A 14189-nucleotide genomic window follows, 5' to 3' on the forward strand; every position below is an offset into this window, starting at 1 on the left:
GCGTCCCGCCTCGCGGCTCAGGGACTTCACGTCAAGGCCGGGTCCTTCTGGCTCTGTGGTTCATCTCGCATTTAAGCCGGCCCGGCGGAGGCGGGGCATGGCCGTCGTAGCGCGCACCCCCACGGACGGGGGCCGCCGGGGGAGGGCGCTGCCATACGCCGCCGCCCTCTTCACCACGGTCCTGTGGTCTTCCTCCTACGTCCTGATAAAAGAGGGGGTATCAGAGATACCGCCGCTTTACTTCGCGACGCTGAGATACGGCCTCGCGTTCATCATACTCCTCACCGCCGACCTGGCGCTCTCCCGTCGAGGCAGACGCCACCCTCCGGTCGGGAGGCGGAAAGGCATCCTGCTGGTGGTAGCGGGGGTCGGGGGATACACCGTCGCCCAGGGCCTCCAGTACGTGGGGCTCTACTACCTCCCCGCGGTCACGACTAGCTTCCTCCTGAACTTCAACCCCTTCTTCGTCCTCCTCCTCGGGGTGGGCCTCCTGGGGGAGAGAGTCACGCCGGCACAGCTGATGGGGTTCGGCCTCGCGGTCCTGGGGGCATTCGCGTTCTTCAGCGAGAAGGTCGCCTGGGGGGGCCAGGTCTTCGGCGTCGCGGTGGTGGTCGCTTCGGGGGTCGGATGGGCCGTCTACATGGTCGCGGTCAGGTCGTTCTACGGCCCGCACGGGCTGAGCCCCCTCAGGCTGACCACCGTGACGATGGGGGTAGGGGTGGCCGGGATGGTCGTCCTGACGGCGGCGTCCGGCCAGTACGCGCCTTTGACCCTCGATGGAGCGCTCACGGTGGTCTGGCTCGCTTCGGTCAACACCGCCCTCGCATTCGTCCTCTGGAACTGGTCTCTGAAGGCGATACCGCCCTACGAGCTGACCATCCTTCAGGACCTGATGCTGATCGAGATCGCGCTGTTCGCCCTCTTATTCCTGGGGGAGCCCATCACTCCGGTCATGGCGGGGGGGATGGGGATGGTCCTCGCCGGGGTGTTGGTGGTACAGCTGAAGGGGAGGCCCGCCAAGGCGGTCCCTGCCATCGCAGACCAGGGGACGGACGCGCCCAAGTCACAGGTATCCGTCGAGGGCCTTCAGCGAGTCTTCGGCAGACGACACGGGGAGCAGCCCTCCGGCTGCGAGCCTGTGCCCTCCCCCTGACCCGCCGTACCTGGCGGCCACCTCCGATATCGCCTTCCCCAGATGCGCCTTGCAGCTGGAGGTCCCCCTCAGCTCGACGAGGTAACGCCCGCCTGCCGGCGCGAGCGAGACGCCCACGGGGGCGCCCATGGCCCCAGGGATGAGCTCGGCCACGTTCCCGCTGGTCCCTTCGGGGACGACGACGTATGCCAGCCCCCTCAGCTTCCGCCCCCGTTCACCGATGAGCCTGACGAGCTCCCTTGACGTCCTCAGCTGGCGAAGGGCGGACGCCTCCACTCCTTTGATCTCGTGGGGCTCGGCCATCCTCGAGAGCCCTCTGACGACCGTCCGGAGGAAAGGGCGCGCTCCCCTGTTCGCGAGGACCGCGTTGGAGAGGAGGGAAGCCTCCGCGAGGACGTGCAGCCTGTCCGTCCCCTCTATCAGCCGCCGGGCCATGGGCGAGTCGTCCATCCCGTCTGTAACGGCGCCCAGCAGGGGCACCTGCCAGGCTACGGCAGGGAGGTCGCCCTTGAACCTCGCGTAGGCGAGCATGCTCGCGCACTCGCTTTCGTCGTGCACCAGCTCCACCCCCAGCCCCTCGATGCGGCGCTTCGCCCTCCGCCCGAGGAAATGATGGTCCACGTAGGTGACGGCCGCCCTTGAGGCGATCCTCCCGAGCGCTTCGACGAACGGCCCTTCATCGGAGCCGTCCACCCCCATGTCACAGAGCACGAGCCTGTCGATCCCCTTCGGGACCCTCCCCAGGTCAGGCACCAGTGTGTCGTAGTCCGTGAGAAGGAAGTCACCCCCCGTGGCCGCCACCGCCAGGGCTGCCGAGCTCAGCCCGTCCACGTCCCGGGAGTGCGACATGCAGAAGGTCTTGGCGGACCTGCGCCCCCGGCCCCGGAGCCGTGACCCGGTGGGGCGGCTCACCCTTTCACGCCTCCGGAGTAGAGCCCCTTCAGGAGGTAACCCTGGGCGACGATGGACAGGATGATCACAGGTATCGCGAGGATGATACCCGAGGAGGCCAGTTGGGTCCAGACGTTGTTGCTGATGGTGCCGCCCGTGCTGTCAGGGTCGAACAGTATCGCGAACGTCGTGACGGTGTTCGACCCCACAGGGGGGAAGGTGAAGGAGAACGGGGTCTGCGAGAGGACGAGCGGGAACAGGAGCAGGTGCCATGAGAAGATGAACGCCACCATCCCCGCGGCTATGAGCCCGGGCCTGGCCAGCGGCATCACGATGGAGAGGAAGGAGCGTATCCGCGAGTATCCGTCGACCAGGGCGGCCTCCTCGTACTGCTTCGGGAGCGAGCTGTAGAAGTTCGTCATGGTCCAGACGACGAACGGGACGGTGAACAGTGGCTCGGTGAGTATCAGCGCCGTCCACGTGTTGAGCAGGCGGAGCCCCACCATCATGGAGAAGATCCCGTATACGAAGACTATGGACGGGAGGGAGAAGGTGTAGATCATGATGCCCAGAAGCGCACGCTTGCCCTCCCTCGCTATGATGTAGGCGGCGGGCGCGGCCAGGAGTATGGTCACCGCCGTGACGGCGCAGGACACGAAGAACGTCGTGATTATCTCGGGAGACGCCTGGGCCACCGTCTGCAGGAACACGTCAGTGATTATCTTGGTGGGATAGATGATCGGGGGGAGGAGGTAGTCGAGCGACTGGGGCCTGAACGCGATCAGCCCCATCCAGTAGATGGGGAAGAGAATGAACACGGATACGAGGCCGCAGACGAGGTACAGGATGTACCTGAAGGGGGCGTTGAAGACCCGTCGGGATCCTGGGAGGCGTACCTTCGGCGCCCGGATCTTGGGGAGCCAGGTCCTCCCTCTCCCGTTCTTGGAGGCTCCGATCGTGGTCCTGACCAGCAGGAGCCCCGGGATGCTGGCCAGGAGCGCGACGAATATGGCCGCGGCCAGCCCCTGAGGCGCGAGGTTGGCATAGAACATCTCGGCGTAGGCATACACCACCATGGTCGCCATGGTGATGGGGGGGACCCCGCCCGCGCCGCTGAGGATGTAGGGGAGGTCGAAGTTCCCGAAGCCGAGTATCATGATCATGAGGAAGGCGGTGACGATCGCCCCTTTCGCCAGGGGGAGGGCCACGGAGGAGTAGTAGTCCCACATCTCCATGCCGTCAACCGACGCCGCCTCCTTCACCTGCTTGGGGACGGAGGACAGGCCCGCGAGGATGATGAGGAAGGCGAGGGGGATGGAGGCCCATACCCCCACCGTGGTCAGCGAATAGAGCTGCAGGGCGGGGCCGAGCCAGTTGATGGCGGGGAGGCCGAGCGACGTCAGGATCGGGTCAAGGGGGCCGTACCCGGGGTTGAACAGGGTCGCCCAGATCAGGGCGCTCGCTGTGAAGGGTATCATGTAGGGGAGGTACGCTATCAGGGAGATGGCGCGCTTCGCCCTCCGCCTGCTGTCTACGAGGATCGCAAAGGCGGTGCCGACAAGGACAGAGGCAACGGCGGTTCCGACCGCGAAGAAGACGGTGTTGTAGACGATCCGCCCGAAGTCGGTCTGGGCGAAGAGCGACACGTACGACGACAGGTCGGACGAAGGGGCGGAGAGGACGACCGATATAATCAGGGGGACTAGCGCGAAGAAGAACAGATAGGCGACGGCGGGGATGTAGAAGATCCTCTTCGACAGAGCCTCGCCGACGCCGGACAGGTCAGGCCCCTTCCTTGCTCAGGACGTGGACTCCCCCCGGGTTAACCGAGAACTTCACCCTCTGCCCCGTGCCCATCCCCCCGACGTCGTGGGCGATCGCCCTGATCTCCACCCCCCCTATGCTCAGATACACGATTGTCTCGCGCCCTGCGTACTCGAAGGCGGTGGCCTCTGCCTCGTTGGGCCCCGAGCCGAGGACCAGGCTCTCCGGCCTGACCCCGACCTTGAAGGTCCCGTCTGCGAGGTTCCCGAGGGGGAGGGAGACAGGGGTCGAAGACCCGCCCGAGACCTTGACGTACATGACGTTCAGCGGCGGGCTCCCGATGAAGGTGGCCGTGAACTCGTCGGCGGGGGAGGCATAGATCTCCCTCGGGGTACCTACCTGGCGGATCTTCCCGTTCCCCATTATGGCGACCCTGTCAGAGATGGAGAGGGCCTCGGACTGGTCGTGCGTCACGTAGATGGTGGTCATGCCGAACTCCCTCTGCACATCTTTCAGGAACTTCCGGGCCGAGAACCTCAGCTGGGCGTCGAGGTTGGAGAAGGGCTCGTCGAGGAGGAACACGTCCGGGTGCTTGATGAGGGCTCTGGCGAGCGCGACCCGCTGCTGCTGCCCCCCTGAGATCTGGCCGGGCCTCCTGTCCAGGGTCTCGCCTATGCCGAGGCGCCCGGCTATCTCCCTGGCGTCTTTGAGCGCGTCCTCCTTCTTCATCCCCCTCACCGTCAGAGGAGAGGTGATGTTCTCCATCACGGTCTTGTTAGGATAGAGGGCGTAGTCCTGGAACACCATGCCTATGTTCCTCTTCGCCGGACCCAGGGCGTCTACGGGTCTCGACCCGATGAAGAGGTGCCCCGAGTCCTGGACCTCGAGCCCCGCGATTATCCTCAGCAGAGTCGTCTTCCCCGACCCCGACGGCCCCACGAGGGAGAAGAGCTCCCCCGGGGAGATCTCGAGGTCCACATCTTCGAATACTGTGAGCTTTCCGAACCTCTTCGTTATGCCTTGTAACCTTACCCCGGCCGCCCGGGCTTCAGGTCCCGAAAAAGTGTGGGCAGGCACCGGCCTTCAGCTTACGGCTTTGAGCCAAGCGGCTGCTGCCGTATCCAGTGCCTGTTGCGCAGATGAGGTGCTGTTGGATGTCCCTGTAAGGAAACCGTAGACAGGCTGGTTGAACGCGGGTATCAGCGTGGAAGAGGTGATGACGAGGTTCGGCGGATTCGCCCAGCCGACCGCGCCGGTGTCGAACACCTGTTGTATCACGTTCCTTGCCTGCTGCGGGATCGAAGTGTTGGAGGTGAGGATAGCAGTCGCGGCCCTGGAGATCGGGAACTCTCCTGCCACTGTGTAGATCTTGGCGTTGACCGTGGGGGAGACGAGATACTGGATGAACGCTGCCGCCAGCGCCTGGTTGTTCGAGTACTTGTTGATGGCATAGAAGTCTGTACCAGTCTCGGCGTAGCCGCCCGGAAGCGAGCTGACCGCGATGGAAGACGAGATGTTCTTCGAGCTCAGCAGAGTGGATGCGTCAGCTGTGAACATCAGTGAGCCCCACGACTCGCCCGCCTGCAGCGGAGCGAATACCGTGCCGTAGCCCACCGTGGTCCCAGCCGGCTGGGGGTCGTACTGCATCAGATTGTACATCGTCTGCAGTGCCTGTACCCCGGCGGTCCCGTTGAAAGATGGGGATGGTACGCCGCTGGACCCTGCGAAGCCGTTGAACATGATGTTGTAGTTCAGCAGACCGCCCTGTGGGTTGGATCCGCTGATCGAGGAGTCGTGCGCGTAGTAGTAGCCGAAGATTGCCGGATAGGTGTCTATGATGTCATGGCCTTCCGAGCCGTCGGTTATGAGCCCGTACTTCACAGTGTGTGTCTGAGTCACGAGGAAGTGGTTCACGTCGAGGATCGCCTGCCAGCTCGACCACGGTGGACTCATGGGGAACCCATACTGGCTCTCGAACTGTGCGTTCAGAGCGGCGTTGCTCAGCAGGGTCTGGTTGTAGAAGATGGTGAAGGTCGAAGTGTCGTACGGCACTCCGATGAGCTCCTTCGTCCCGTTGACCAGATAGTAGCCTCCGAAGTTGAGCTGCGGAGCTGGGATGTCCGAGGTGTTCAGGTTCACCAGCCCGTTCAGGTTCGACACGTAGCTGGCGAAGCCCAGCGCGCTGGTCGAAGTGAAGGTGATGATGTCGTAGGTGGACGACTGTGCCTTCAGCGAGGTGAGCTCGGTGGTGGTGTAGCTGCTGAATCCCTGCGCCGTCACGTGGATGGTGACCCCGGGGTGGGCCGCCATGAACGTGTTGGCTGCGTCCTGCAGCCAGGCGTTCGACGGGTCCGTGAACGTGATGACGTTGAGGGTCCCGGACAGCTGCGCAGAGGTCGTTGTCTTGGCCGGAGGAGAGTAGTACGCGATGTAATAGTAGGCTCCCCCTGCGATTACCAGGAGGACCACAACTATTGCCACGCCTGCACCTGTGCTTATTGCATTTCGGGATTGAACGTCCATAATATTCTCGGCAGCCGGTCCGGTCGTTAGTTATTTAAACGGGACAAAGCAGTTCCCCGCATCGGACGCGACGAGGCAAAGTGTTCTTAACGACCGTACCTCCGGCGACGGCGATTGAAGGTCCTGGTCGCGGGGTTCCTCACCATCGACTCGATACAGCTCCCCACCCGGACCGTCGCCTCGGTAGGGGGCCCCCCCGCCTACGCCGGGCTCATCGCCTCCCGTCTCGGGCACGAAGTCACGCCGCTGACCAAGGTGGGGTCCGACTTCCCCGACGAACAGGCCGTCTGGCTGGCCAGGAACGGGGTGTCGCTCAGGGCGTCGGACCGGAGCGGCACGAAGCCCACCACCAGGTTCAGGATAACTGACACCGGCGGGGACAGGGCTCTCTACCTGGCGAGCAGGTGCGAAGACCTCGCCCCTTCGCAGATACCGCCCGAGACGAGGTTCCGCGCCTCCCTCGTGTCCCCTCTCGCCGGGGAGGTCTCCCCGTCCCTCCTCTCGGAGATATCGGCCCGATCCGACTTCACCTTCCTCGACCCCCAGGGGTTCATCCGGAGGTTCGGGGCAGGGGGGAAGGTCTCCTTCGCCCCCCCGAGCGACGGCGCCGCCCTGACGAAGGTGGACGCGGTCAAGATGGACAGGACCGAGGCCGAGATGCTGACCGGGAGGTCGGAGCCGACGGCGGCGCTCGAGAAGGTCTTCTCCATGGGGATACGGAAGGGGATCGTCACCCAGGGAGGGGGCTCCTGCTACGTCCTTGACGGCGGGAGGATATACAAGGTCTCGGTCCCGCAGACGCCGGTCCTCGACAGCACCGGCGCGGGGGACATACTGAGCGGCGCGACCGTCTCCTGGTACCTGAAGACCAGGGACTTCCTCAGGAGCGCCTGCTTCGGCGTCGCGGCGTCGTCGCTTTCTCTCCAGATGATCGCGCTGGCGAAGGTAGACCTCCCCATGAGCGTGGACGACACAGCCCAGCGGCTCTTCTCCAACGCCGACCCGGTGGCGGCGGTCTGAGAGCGCTCACCCCTGCGTGAGCGTGTGCGACACCACCCTGTCCTTCTCTATCTCGCAGAGGAACCCGTTCAGGTTCCCGAACCCGTAGTCGCTCCCCGGGTTGGCGCAGAGGGTCCGGCCGAGCTTGACCATCCCCCTCGACTCGTGGATATGGCCGTGCACCCCGAGGAGCGGCTGGTGCTCCTCTATCTTCTTGCGGACCGCCGAGCTCCCGGCGGAGATCATGACGGACTGCCCTCCGGCGGTGACGGGCTTGAGCTCCGCGTCCAGCTTCGGGGCCCTGTCGAGGAGGGTGTCGATGGGAGGGACGTGGACGTTGTATATGGCCGCCGAGGGGTCCTTGACCTCCTTCGCCATCTGCTCGATCATCCCCTCCAGGTCCGGCTCGTCGACCTCCCGGGGGCTGTCCCAGGGGGTGTGGTTCGTGTACCCAAGGGTGATCATCTCGTGCCCTCCGCCGATGTCGACCACCTTCCGCTCCGGGTTGACGACGTAGGAGGAGGAGTCGAGGATCTCGTCGATCTCGAAGTAGTCGTCGTTCCCCGGGGATATGTAGCACGTTATCCCGGTCCCCTTCAGCCGCTCCTCGGCCAGGCGCATCCACCCCTGTATGCTCTCCCTCATGAGCGACTTGAAGAGGGGGACCTGCAGGTCAGGGTCGGCCGAGATCTCCTCGGCTTCCTTGACGTTCGTCAGGAACGGATAGCACCCGGCGTCCCTTATCGCCTTCATGGTCGCGTCGAGCTCCTCCTTGGAGCGGATGACCTGCTCCTTCCCGAAGGTGCAGGCTCTGGTGCCGTCCGCCTGGGCGACGATAGGGACGATCATCTTCCCGGTGATGTCTCCGCCCAGTATGAGGACGTTGGCGCCATAGAACTTCCCGGCGTTGACGAACTTGCGGAAGCACCTGTCCGACCCGTGAACGTCTGTCACGAAGAAGAGCTTGGTCTTCGGCATCTATCTTTCACCACGGGGGGGCTGTCCAGAGGGCTCCTGCCCGCTGTCCTTGGATATCCTCGAGTCGACCACCTGGACGTCTGCTTCGGGGACTTCGTACCACCTCACCTTGTCTCCCACACCCGCCCTCAGCTTCCACTTCATGCTCTTGGGGGCGCCCTCTATCAGGGCCATGAGCTTTTCCGTCCTTTCTTTCAGGAGGCCGATGCGGGCGCCGTCGAGCCCAGACTTCTCCGCGCTCCCCGCCACCGCGGCCAGGTTGGCCGTGAACGTCTTGTAGATCCCCCAGTCTTCGGCGCAGAGTCCGGCCAGGTACTTCCCGTTCACCGCCCCCGAGTCTGTCTCCCCCACGTCGTAGTCGGCGAGCATGCAGACCATGTCTTTGAGGTCCTTCTCGTTTATCTCGTGTATCTGCAGCTTCGTGGCGAGCATGTCGGCGAGCGGGAGGGTCATCTTGTCGACCTCGAGCCTGTTTCTTAGGTCCAGCTTGTGCGACATTTCAAAGACGTCCAGGAAGACGTCGGCGCGCCTATGGTTGACGAGGTCGTTGAATATCAGCCTCCTCCGCCCCTGCCACGCGTTGAACATCTCCCGGGGGACGTACCCCATCTCCTTGAACAGGGCGCCGATCTCCTTCGACTGCTTCGAGCGGGCCATGAAGTCGAGGTCGCGGTAGTCCCTCTTCAGCCTGGCGTCGGCGGCCGACGGGCAGCGGAGTAGGAAGGAGACTCCACCAAGGAGCCTGAGCACTACCCTCCGCTCCTCGGCGGCTCCGAGAATTCGCCTGGCTTCCCCCGAGGGGTCCGCGATGGCGGCCACTAGGCCGTCGGGGACAGGGCGGGTTGATAATCCTTCCGAGGGGAGTCAGTAAGACTTCCCGTAGAGGGCTACCGAGGGGGCGTCCCTTCCGCAGGCGACGCACGCCCCGCTCCCCCGCTTCTGGTCGAGGGGAACGTTCAGGACCTTCCCCCCTGCCGACTCCTTCATCTTGGCTTCGCACGCCCCGTCTCCGCACCAGCGGACCCTGACGATCCCCCCCTCGGCGGCCAGGACCTCCTTGAGCTGCGCCAGGGAGGAAGCGTCGTGGGTCCCCGCCTCCAGCGCCTCCCTGGCCCTCTTCAGGAGGTTCGCCTGTATGTCGTCCAGCTCCCTCCCCACCTCGGCCGCCAGGGACCCGAGCTTGACCGTCCTCTTCCCCCTGGTGTCCCTCCTGACTAGGACGGCCTGCCCCTCCTTCATGTCCCTCGGGCCGAACTCGACCCTGAGGGGGACCCCCTTCAGCTCCCACTCGTTGAACTTCCGCCCAGGGGTAAGGTTGTCCCTGGCGTCGAGCTTCGCCCTGAACCCGGCCAGGGACTCCAGGAGCTTCCTGGCCCCGTCCAGGACCGCCCCTTTGCTTTCGTCGTTCACTATGGGGACGACGACCACCTGGACGGCCGAGAGCCTCGGCGGGACGACGGCCCCCCTGTCGTCGCTGTGGACCGCGAGCATCACCCCTATCTCGCGGGTCGAGATCGCCCAGGTGTTCTGGTAGACCCACTGCTTGTTCCCCTCCTTGTCGATGAAGACTATGCCGAACGCCTTCGAGAAGTTCTGGCCGTCAGAGTGCCAGTCTGGCCCCTGTATCGCTTTCCCGTCGGGGAGCAGGTGCTCGATGCTGTAGGTGGCTTCGGCACCGGCGAACGTCTCCCCCCGCGTCTTCCTCCCCAGGTACCCTGGGAGGGCGAGCCACTCTTCGGTGACATTCTTGTAGATCCCGAGTATCTGGTCCCTTTCGGCGTCGGCTTCCTCCTTGGTGGCGAAGAGGGAGTGCCCCTCGTTCCAGAGGAACTCCCTAGAGCGCAGGATGAAGGCGGGGTTCTTGAACTCCCAGCGGATGACGTTGTTCCACTGGTTGAGCCTCAAGGGGAGGTCCCTCCATGACCGTATCCAGCGCGACACCACCTCGTACATGAGCGACTCCGACGTCGGCCGGATCGCGAGCTTCTCTTCGATCTTGGAGCTCCCGGTCTCAGTCACCCAGGCCACCTCAGGCGCGAACCCCTCCACATGCTCCGACTCCTTCTTCAGGAGCCGCTCGGGGATGAGCAGGGGGAAGTAGGTGTTGAGGACCCCCGACTCCTTGAACAGCCTGTCGGTCTCCCTCTGGATGTTCTCCCAGATGGCGTAGCCTGGAGGGCGGTACACGACGCACCCGGAGACGGGGCTGTAGTCGGCTATCTCCGATTTCAGGATTATCTGGGTGTACCACTCGTCGAAGTCTTCCGCCTTCTTGGCCGTGAGCCCTTCCTGGTTCCCTCCCGACATCAGGAGCGCCCTTCTCCCGGCTGCTCTTAATGAAGGTGTTTGCCCGCCGGGGCGCTTACGCGGCGGAGGCGAGGATCGCCACCCCGAGGGCGAGCAGGACCGCTGCGGACACGACGCGGAGCCTCCTGGGGGTGAGGACGCGGCCCATCCTGTTCCCCAGCGCCGTCTCGAAGGCGGTCGCCGCGATGAGCCCGGTGCAGACGGAGGCGAAGACGAAGAGCGGGTCGGAGTACTTGGACACCAGGACGACCGTGAGGACCTCTGTGGCATCCCCCGCGATGTCGAGGAACGCCAGGGACGCCACCAGGGTGAGGTAGGCCCTGAGGGCGGTCCCGGATCTTTCGACGCGCGACTCCTCCTCCTCGACCGTCCGGTAACCGACGAGCCCCCGGACCTGCCACCCGCCGTACCCGAGCATGACCACCCCTCCGGCCAACCTCACCCAGGCCACCGGGACCACGGTCAGGAGGAGGGACCCCGCACCCACGAAGAGGGCCGTGGTGAGGACGAAAGCGGTCGCCCCGGCCAGGAAGGCGACCCTGGCCTTGATCTTCGCAGACACGGCGAGGAGGAGGAACGCGTCCTTGTCGGTGAGCTCGGCGACGAAGAGGGCCGCGGCTATCCCGAAGAACGCATAGAGCGTGATGCTGTCCATGGGGCGCCCGTGAACCCGTACAGGGCCGCTATTCTTCCTCTTCGGCGACTTGCTCTTTCGCGGCGGCCTGGTCGCGGGTCGGCATGAGTATGGCGGCCAGCCCCGCCACCATGAGGATGAAGGCCAGCCCGAGGCCGAGCGCCGTCTGCCGCTTGCCCACCTCGTAGAGCGAAGCGGGGACCAGGAACAGGGCGATTATCGCGAGGACGTTGCGGTCCGACAGGGCAGACCACCTGAACTGGGACGTCAGGAGGAGGCTGAGCACGACCATGACGACCGGGAAGACCAGGTCGTACCTCCCCACGATGAGGTCCGAGGCCGTCCCGCCCAGACCAAGGCCGTTGGCGTAGAGCCCCGCGGCTAGGGCGAAGAAAAGGGAGGTGCCGGCTATGGCGAGGAGCGTGCTGGCCAGCGACGCGAGCTTCTCCCGCCGCGCCGGCAGAGGGGTCCCTCTCATCTCGACAGCCAGACCGACCATGACGCACAGGGTGCCGACCACGAAGACGTAGGGGCTCCTCGTGATCTGCAGGAAAACAGCGTTCGGGAGGAGCGCGGACAGCCCTCCCCTGGCCCAGAGGAACAGGCCGTAGAGCCCGCTCACGAGGAACGGGGCCATGTAGAGGAGGGTGGAAATGTCCTCGAAGCGTCCCTTGGTGCTCATCGGATTTCACGTGCGAGCCGGGCCGGGGTTAAAACCGTTACGACTTCGTCGTCCTGCCGAACGTCAGGTACGCCGTGTGCCCCACCATGATGTTGGAGGGGCGCGTCATCCCCACCCTCGCCTCCAGGTGCCGGAGGAGGATCTCGACGGTCTCGATGGCCACGAACCCCTCTTCCTTCATCTTCGCCACCAGCCTCTCGGCCTGGTTGGTGGTCGGGGTCACCGCGGCCATGGGAGCCGACGGCTTCAGCCCCGCCTTCATGCTGGGGATGACATCCCAGGGGTCCCCTACGTCCAGGATCCCGGCGTCGAACCCGCTCTCGTCGAACCCGAGGCGCGAGTCGGCGGACCTGAAGGCGACGCTGTCAGAGAGGCCGAGCCTCTCTATGTTCTTCTTCGCGACGGCCTGGAACTCGGGGTTGATGTCGTAGGTCCAGACCATCCCCCCCGGGCGGACGAGGTAGGCCATCAGGGCGGTCGTCGCCCCGCTCCCCGTCCCGGTCTCGACCACCTTCGACCCTGCGTGGACCCCGAGCTTCACGGCCATCAGCCCGAGGTCTTTCGGATAGATCACCTGCGTCTTCCTGGCGAACTTCATCGTCATGTCCTCTATGGTCGGCCGAAGTATGCAGAGCTCGTCCCCCATGGTGGTGGAAGCGACGACGCCGAACTCCTTCCCGACCAGGGCGGAGACGTCCAGGATCCCCAGGTGGGTGTGCAGCTTCGGGGTGTCCTTCGGCCTTACCAGCCACCTCCGCCTCCTGTCCCTGTAGACGAGGACGTAGGAGTCTTCCTGGATGACGCTCACAGGCCGGCCCCGGAGGAGAGTTCTATATCCTTGCGGTCGTGCCGTCGAGGGTTCTCCAGGACGCGCGGCCCCCCTTGACGGAGACCTTCCCCGGGCGCATGTGCCCTGGCATCACGACGGCGTCCTCGGCGGAGGCCAGCCTGTAGAAGCGCGCCCTGCTCGACTCCATCTCCCTCGGCTCGTTCCAGGAGGCGACCAGCTCGGGATGCTCAACCTCCTCCTCTAGATGGATGAGGTCTCCGACGCAGTAGCAGCTCATCCCCTTCGACTTCACCGCGACCACCTGGTGCCCCGGGCTCTCCCCCGGGAACGGCTCGACGCTCACCCCCCCGCCGAGGTCTTTGGCGCCGTCGAGGAGCGAGAGCCTCCCCGCTTGCTGGACCGCCACGAGGGTGTCGACGACGTCAGGGTCCCGGACCTCTCTGGCTTCGGCGATGGAGCTCATCCGCCAGTCCTTCTCCGGGATTATGCAGTCAGCCTTCGGGAAGGTAGGAACGGCGTTCCCCCCCGCGCCCCGGGTCGCTCCAGCGAAGTGGTCGAAGTGGAGGTGGGTGACTACGACGTGGGTGACTTCCGTCGGGGCGACCCCGACCGACTCCATCTGGGCGGTCAGCGCGGGCGGGGGCGCGTACCCCGCCGGAGGCGTGAAGTGCCCAGGGGCAACGAGCCGGGAGTAGTCGCTGGGGTCCACCACGACCTTGACCCCTCCTGATTCTATCAAGAACGACTGGGCGGGGAACCCCGCCTTCTTCCCTATCTTCTCTTCCGGGAAGTAGCGCGAGAGGTCCACGCTTTTGTCGTAGACTTCGTCCAGCCCGAGCAGTATGTCTCCCACGTTGAAGACCGTGACCCTGGCCTCCCCCACCTTCAGCGCTAGAGGGCCCATCGACCTAGGCACGCCACCAGTCGTACCTCAGGAAGTCGATCGTCTTCCTGTCCTTGTCTGAGATGGCGATGATGAACTGCTTCCTCACCGTGGTGGCCAGCCTCCCCGACCTCACCATCGAGGTCGCAGTCATCTTCGAGTCGGGGGAGACCACCTGGACGATGTAAGGGGCGTGGTCTATCCCCGGCCCGTGTTCGTAGACCGCGAAGTCCGACCCGAACTTTATCCCCGGGGTCACCACGAAACCGGCTTCCCTGAGCTTCCTGTAGACCTGGAACTTCTCGGCGAAGTCGTTGTAGGATGCCTCGCACAGCTGGTGGAGCTTCTTGGGGGCGATCTCCTTCCCCGAGGCGTCTTCCACCCCTATCACCTTCTTGGTGGTCAGGTAGTACCCTTCCATCAGGTCTAGGATGAGGGGGGCGTCGAACAGGAAGTCCTTCGGCTTCGGGATGCCAAGGGGCTTGCCGTAGTACCCTTCTTTGAACAGCCTGCGGGACTCCTCGATGTCCCAGACCACTATCCTGTTCTCGAAGAGCCTGCCCCTGGCCCGCGCCCCGGGCACCG

At 64.8% G+C, this 14189-nt stretch carries 14 protein-coding genes; 2 read left to right on the forward strand and 12 right to left on the reverse strand.

What is annotated here, in order from left to right; genetic code table 11:
• Positions 1-97: 97 nt before the first annotated feature.
• Positions 98-1153, forward strand: coding sequence for a DMT family transporter (locus tag JRN21_03720; protein MDG6988414.1), 1056 nt, complete (start codon positions 98-100; stop codon positions 1151-1153).
• Here the strand turns inward: JRN21_03720 and JRN21_03725 are convergent.
• The 4 genes from JRN21_03725 to JRN21_03740 all read right to left on the reverse strand — a co-directional run bounded on the left by JRN21_03725 (position 1064) and on the right by JRN21_03740 (position 6331).
• Positions 1064-2065 (reverse strand): DHH family phosphoesterase, encoded by a 1002-nt coding sequence (locus JRN21_03725; protein ID MDG6988415.1) that lies wholly within the window; start codon positions 2063-2065, stop codon positions 1064-1066. The two genes, JRN21_03720 and JRN21_03725, sit on opposite strands and share 90 nt — an antisense overlap.
• Positions 2062-3690, reverse strand: a complete 1629-nt coding sequence (locus JRN21_03730) for an ABC transporter permease subunit (protein MDG6988416.1) — start codon at positions 3688-3690, stop codon at positions 2062-2064. Before JRN21_03730 ends, JRN21_03725 begins: the two co-directional genes overlap by 4 nt.
• Positions 3691-3826: 136 nt before the next feature.
• Positions 3827-4885, reverse strand: a complete 1059-nt coding sequence (locus JRN21_03735) for an ABC transporter ATP-binding protein (protein MDG6988417.1) — start codon at positions 4883-4885, stop codon at positions 3827-3829.
• A 6-nt stretch (positions 4886-4891) separates the two neighbouring features.
• On the reverse strand, positions 4892-6331 hold the full coding sequence (locus JRN21_03740; GenBank protein MDG6988418.1) for an extracellular solute-binding protein: 1440 nt from the start codon (positions 6329-6331) through the stop codon (positions 4892-4894).
• Positions 6332-6445: 114 nt separating this feature from the next.
• On the opposite strand from JRN21_03740, the gene JRN21_03745 reads away from it, so the two are divergent.
• Complete coding sequence (locus JRN21_03745) at positions 6446-7351, forward strand: hypothetical protein (protein MDG6988419.1); 906 nt, start codon at positions 6446-6448, stop codon at positions 7349-7351.
• 6 nt (positions 7352-7357) lie between these two features.
• Here the strand turns inward: JRN21_03745 and JRN21_03750 are convergent, their stop codons facing one another.
• The 8 genes from JRN21_03750 to endA are packed head-to-tail and all read right to left on the reverse strand — an operon-like array spanning position 7358 to position 14187.
• Entirely contained in the window at positions 7358-8308 is a 951-nt protein-coding gene (locus tag JRN21_03750) for a metallophosphoesterase (GenBank protein ID MDG6988420.1), read from the reverse strand.
• The gene (locus JRN21_03755; protein ID MDG6988421.1) at positions 8309-9127 is read right to left on the reverse strand and encodes a hypothetical protein; all 819 of its coding nucleotides are present in this window, start codon (positions 9125-9127) and stop codon (positions 8309-8311) included.
• A 45-nt stretch (positions 9128-9172) separates the two neighbouring features.
• Entirely contained in the window at positions 9173-10615 is a 1443-nt protein-coding gene (locus tag JRN21_03760) for a proline--tRNA ligase (protein ID MDG6988422.1), read from the reverse strand.
• Positions 10616-10670: 55 nt separating this feature from the next.
• Positions 10671-11270 (reverse strand): TMEM165/GDT1 family protein, encoded by a 600-nt coding sequence (locus tag JRN21_03765; protein MDG6988423.1) that lies wholly within the window; start codon positions 11268-11270, stop codon positions 10671-10673.
• Between the two features lie 28 nt (positions 11271-11298).
• Positions 11299-11931 (reverse strand): hypothetical protein, encoded by a 633-nt coding sequence (locus tag JRN21_03770; protein MDG6988424.1) that lies wholly within the window; start codon positions 11929-11931, stop codon positions 11299-11301.
• A 37-nt stretch (positions 11932-11968) separates the two neighbouring features.
• Positions 11969-12739: a tRNA (adenine-N1)-methyltransferase gene (locus tag JRN21_03775; GenBank protein MDG6988425.1), complete on the reverse strand. Its 771-nt coding sequence runs from the start codon at positions 12737-12739 to the stop codon at positions 11969-11971.
• Between the two features lie 22 nt (positions 12740-12761).
• Positions 12762-13625 carry an MBL fold metallo-hydrolase gene (locus JRN21_03780; GenBank protein MDG6988426.1) on the reverse strand — a complete coding sequence of 288 codons (864 nt, stop codon included), beginning with the start codon at positions 13623-13625 and terminating at the stop codon, positions 12762-12764.
• Positions 13626-13629: 4 nt separating this feature from the next.
• Positions 13630-14187, reverse strand: a complete 558-nt coding sequence (gene endA / locus JRN21_03785) for a tRNA-intron lyase (GenBank protein ID MDG6988427.1) — start codon at positions 14185-14187, stop codon at positions 13630-13632.
• Positions 14188-14189 lie beyond the last annotated feature (2 nt).

It is taken from the genome of Nitrososphaerota archaeon, from assembly GCA_029785825.1.
Lineage (GTDB): Archaea > Thermoproteota > Nitrososphaeria > Nitrososphaerales > Gagatemarchaeaceae > UBA183.

Coding starts and splice junctions, on each gene's coding strand:
- JRN21_03720 (MDG6988414.1), top strand. CDS start 98: ATGGCCGTCGTAGCGCGCACCCCCACGGACGGGGGCCGCCGGGGGAGG.
- JRN21_03740 (MDG6988418.1), bottom strand. CDS start 6,331: ATGGACGTTCAATCCCGAAATGCAATAAGCACAGGTGCAGGCGTGGCA.
- JRN21_03750 (MDG6988420.1), bottom strand. CDS start 8,308: ATGCCGAAGACCAAGCTCTTCTTCGTGACAGACGTTCACGGGTCGGAC.
- JRN21_03760 (MDG6988422.1), bottom strand. CDS start 10,615: ATGTCGGGAGGGAACCAGGAAGGGCTCACGGCCAAGAAGGCGGAAGAC.
- JRN21_03765 (MDG6988423.1), bottom strand. CDS start 11,270: ATGGACAGCATCACGCTCTATGCGTTCTTCGGGATAGCCGCGGCCCTC.
- JRN21_03770 (MDG6988424.1), bottom strand. CDS start 11,931: ATGAGCACCAAGGGACGCTTCGAGGACATTTCCACCCTCCTCTACATG.
- JRN21_03780 (MDG6988426.1), bottom strand. CDS start 13,625: ATGGGCCCTCTAGCGCTGAAGGTGGGGGAGGCCAGGGTCACGGTCTTC.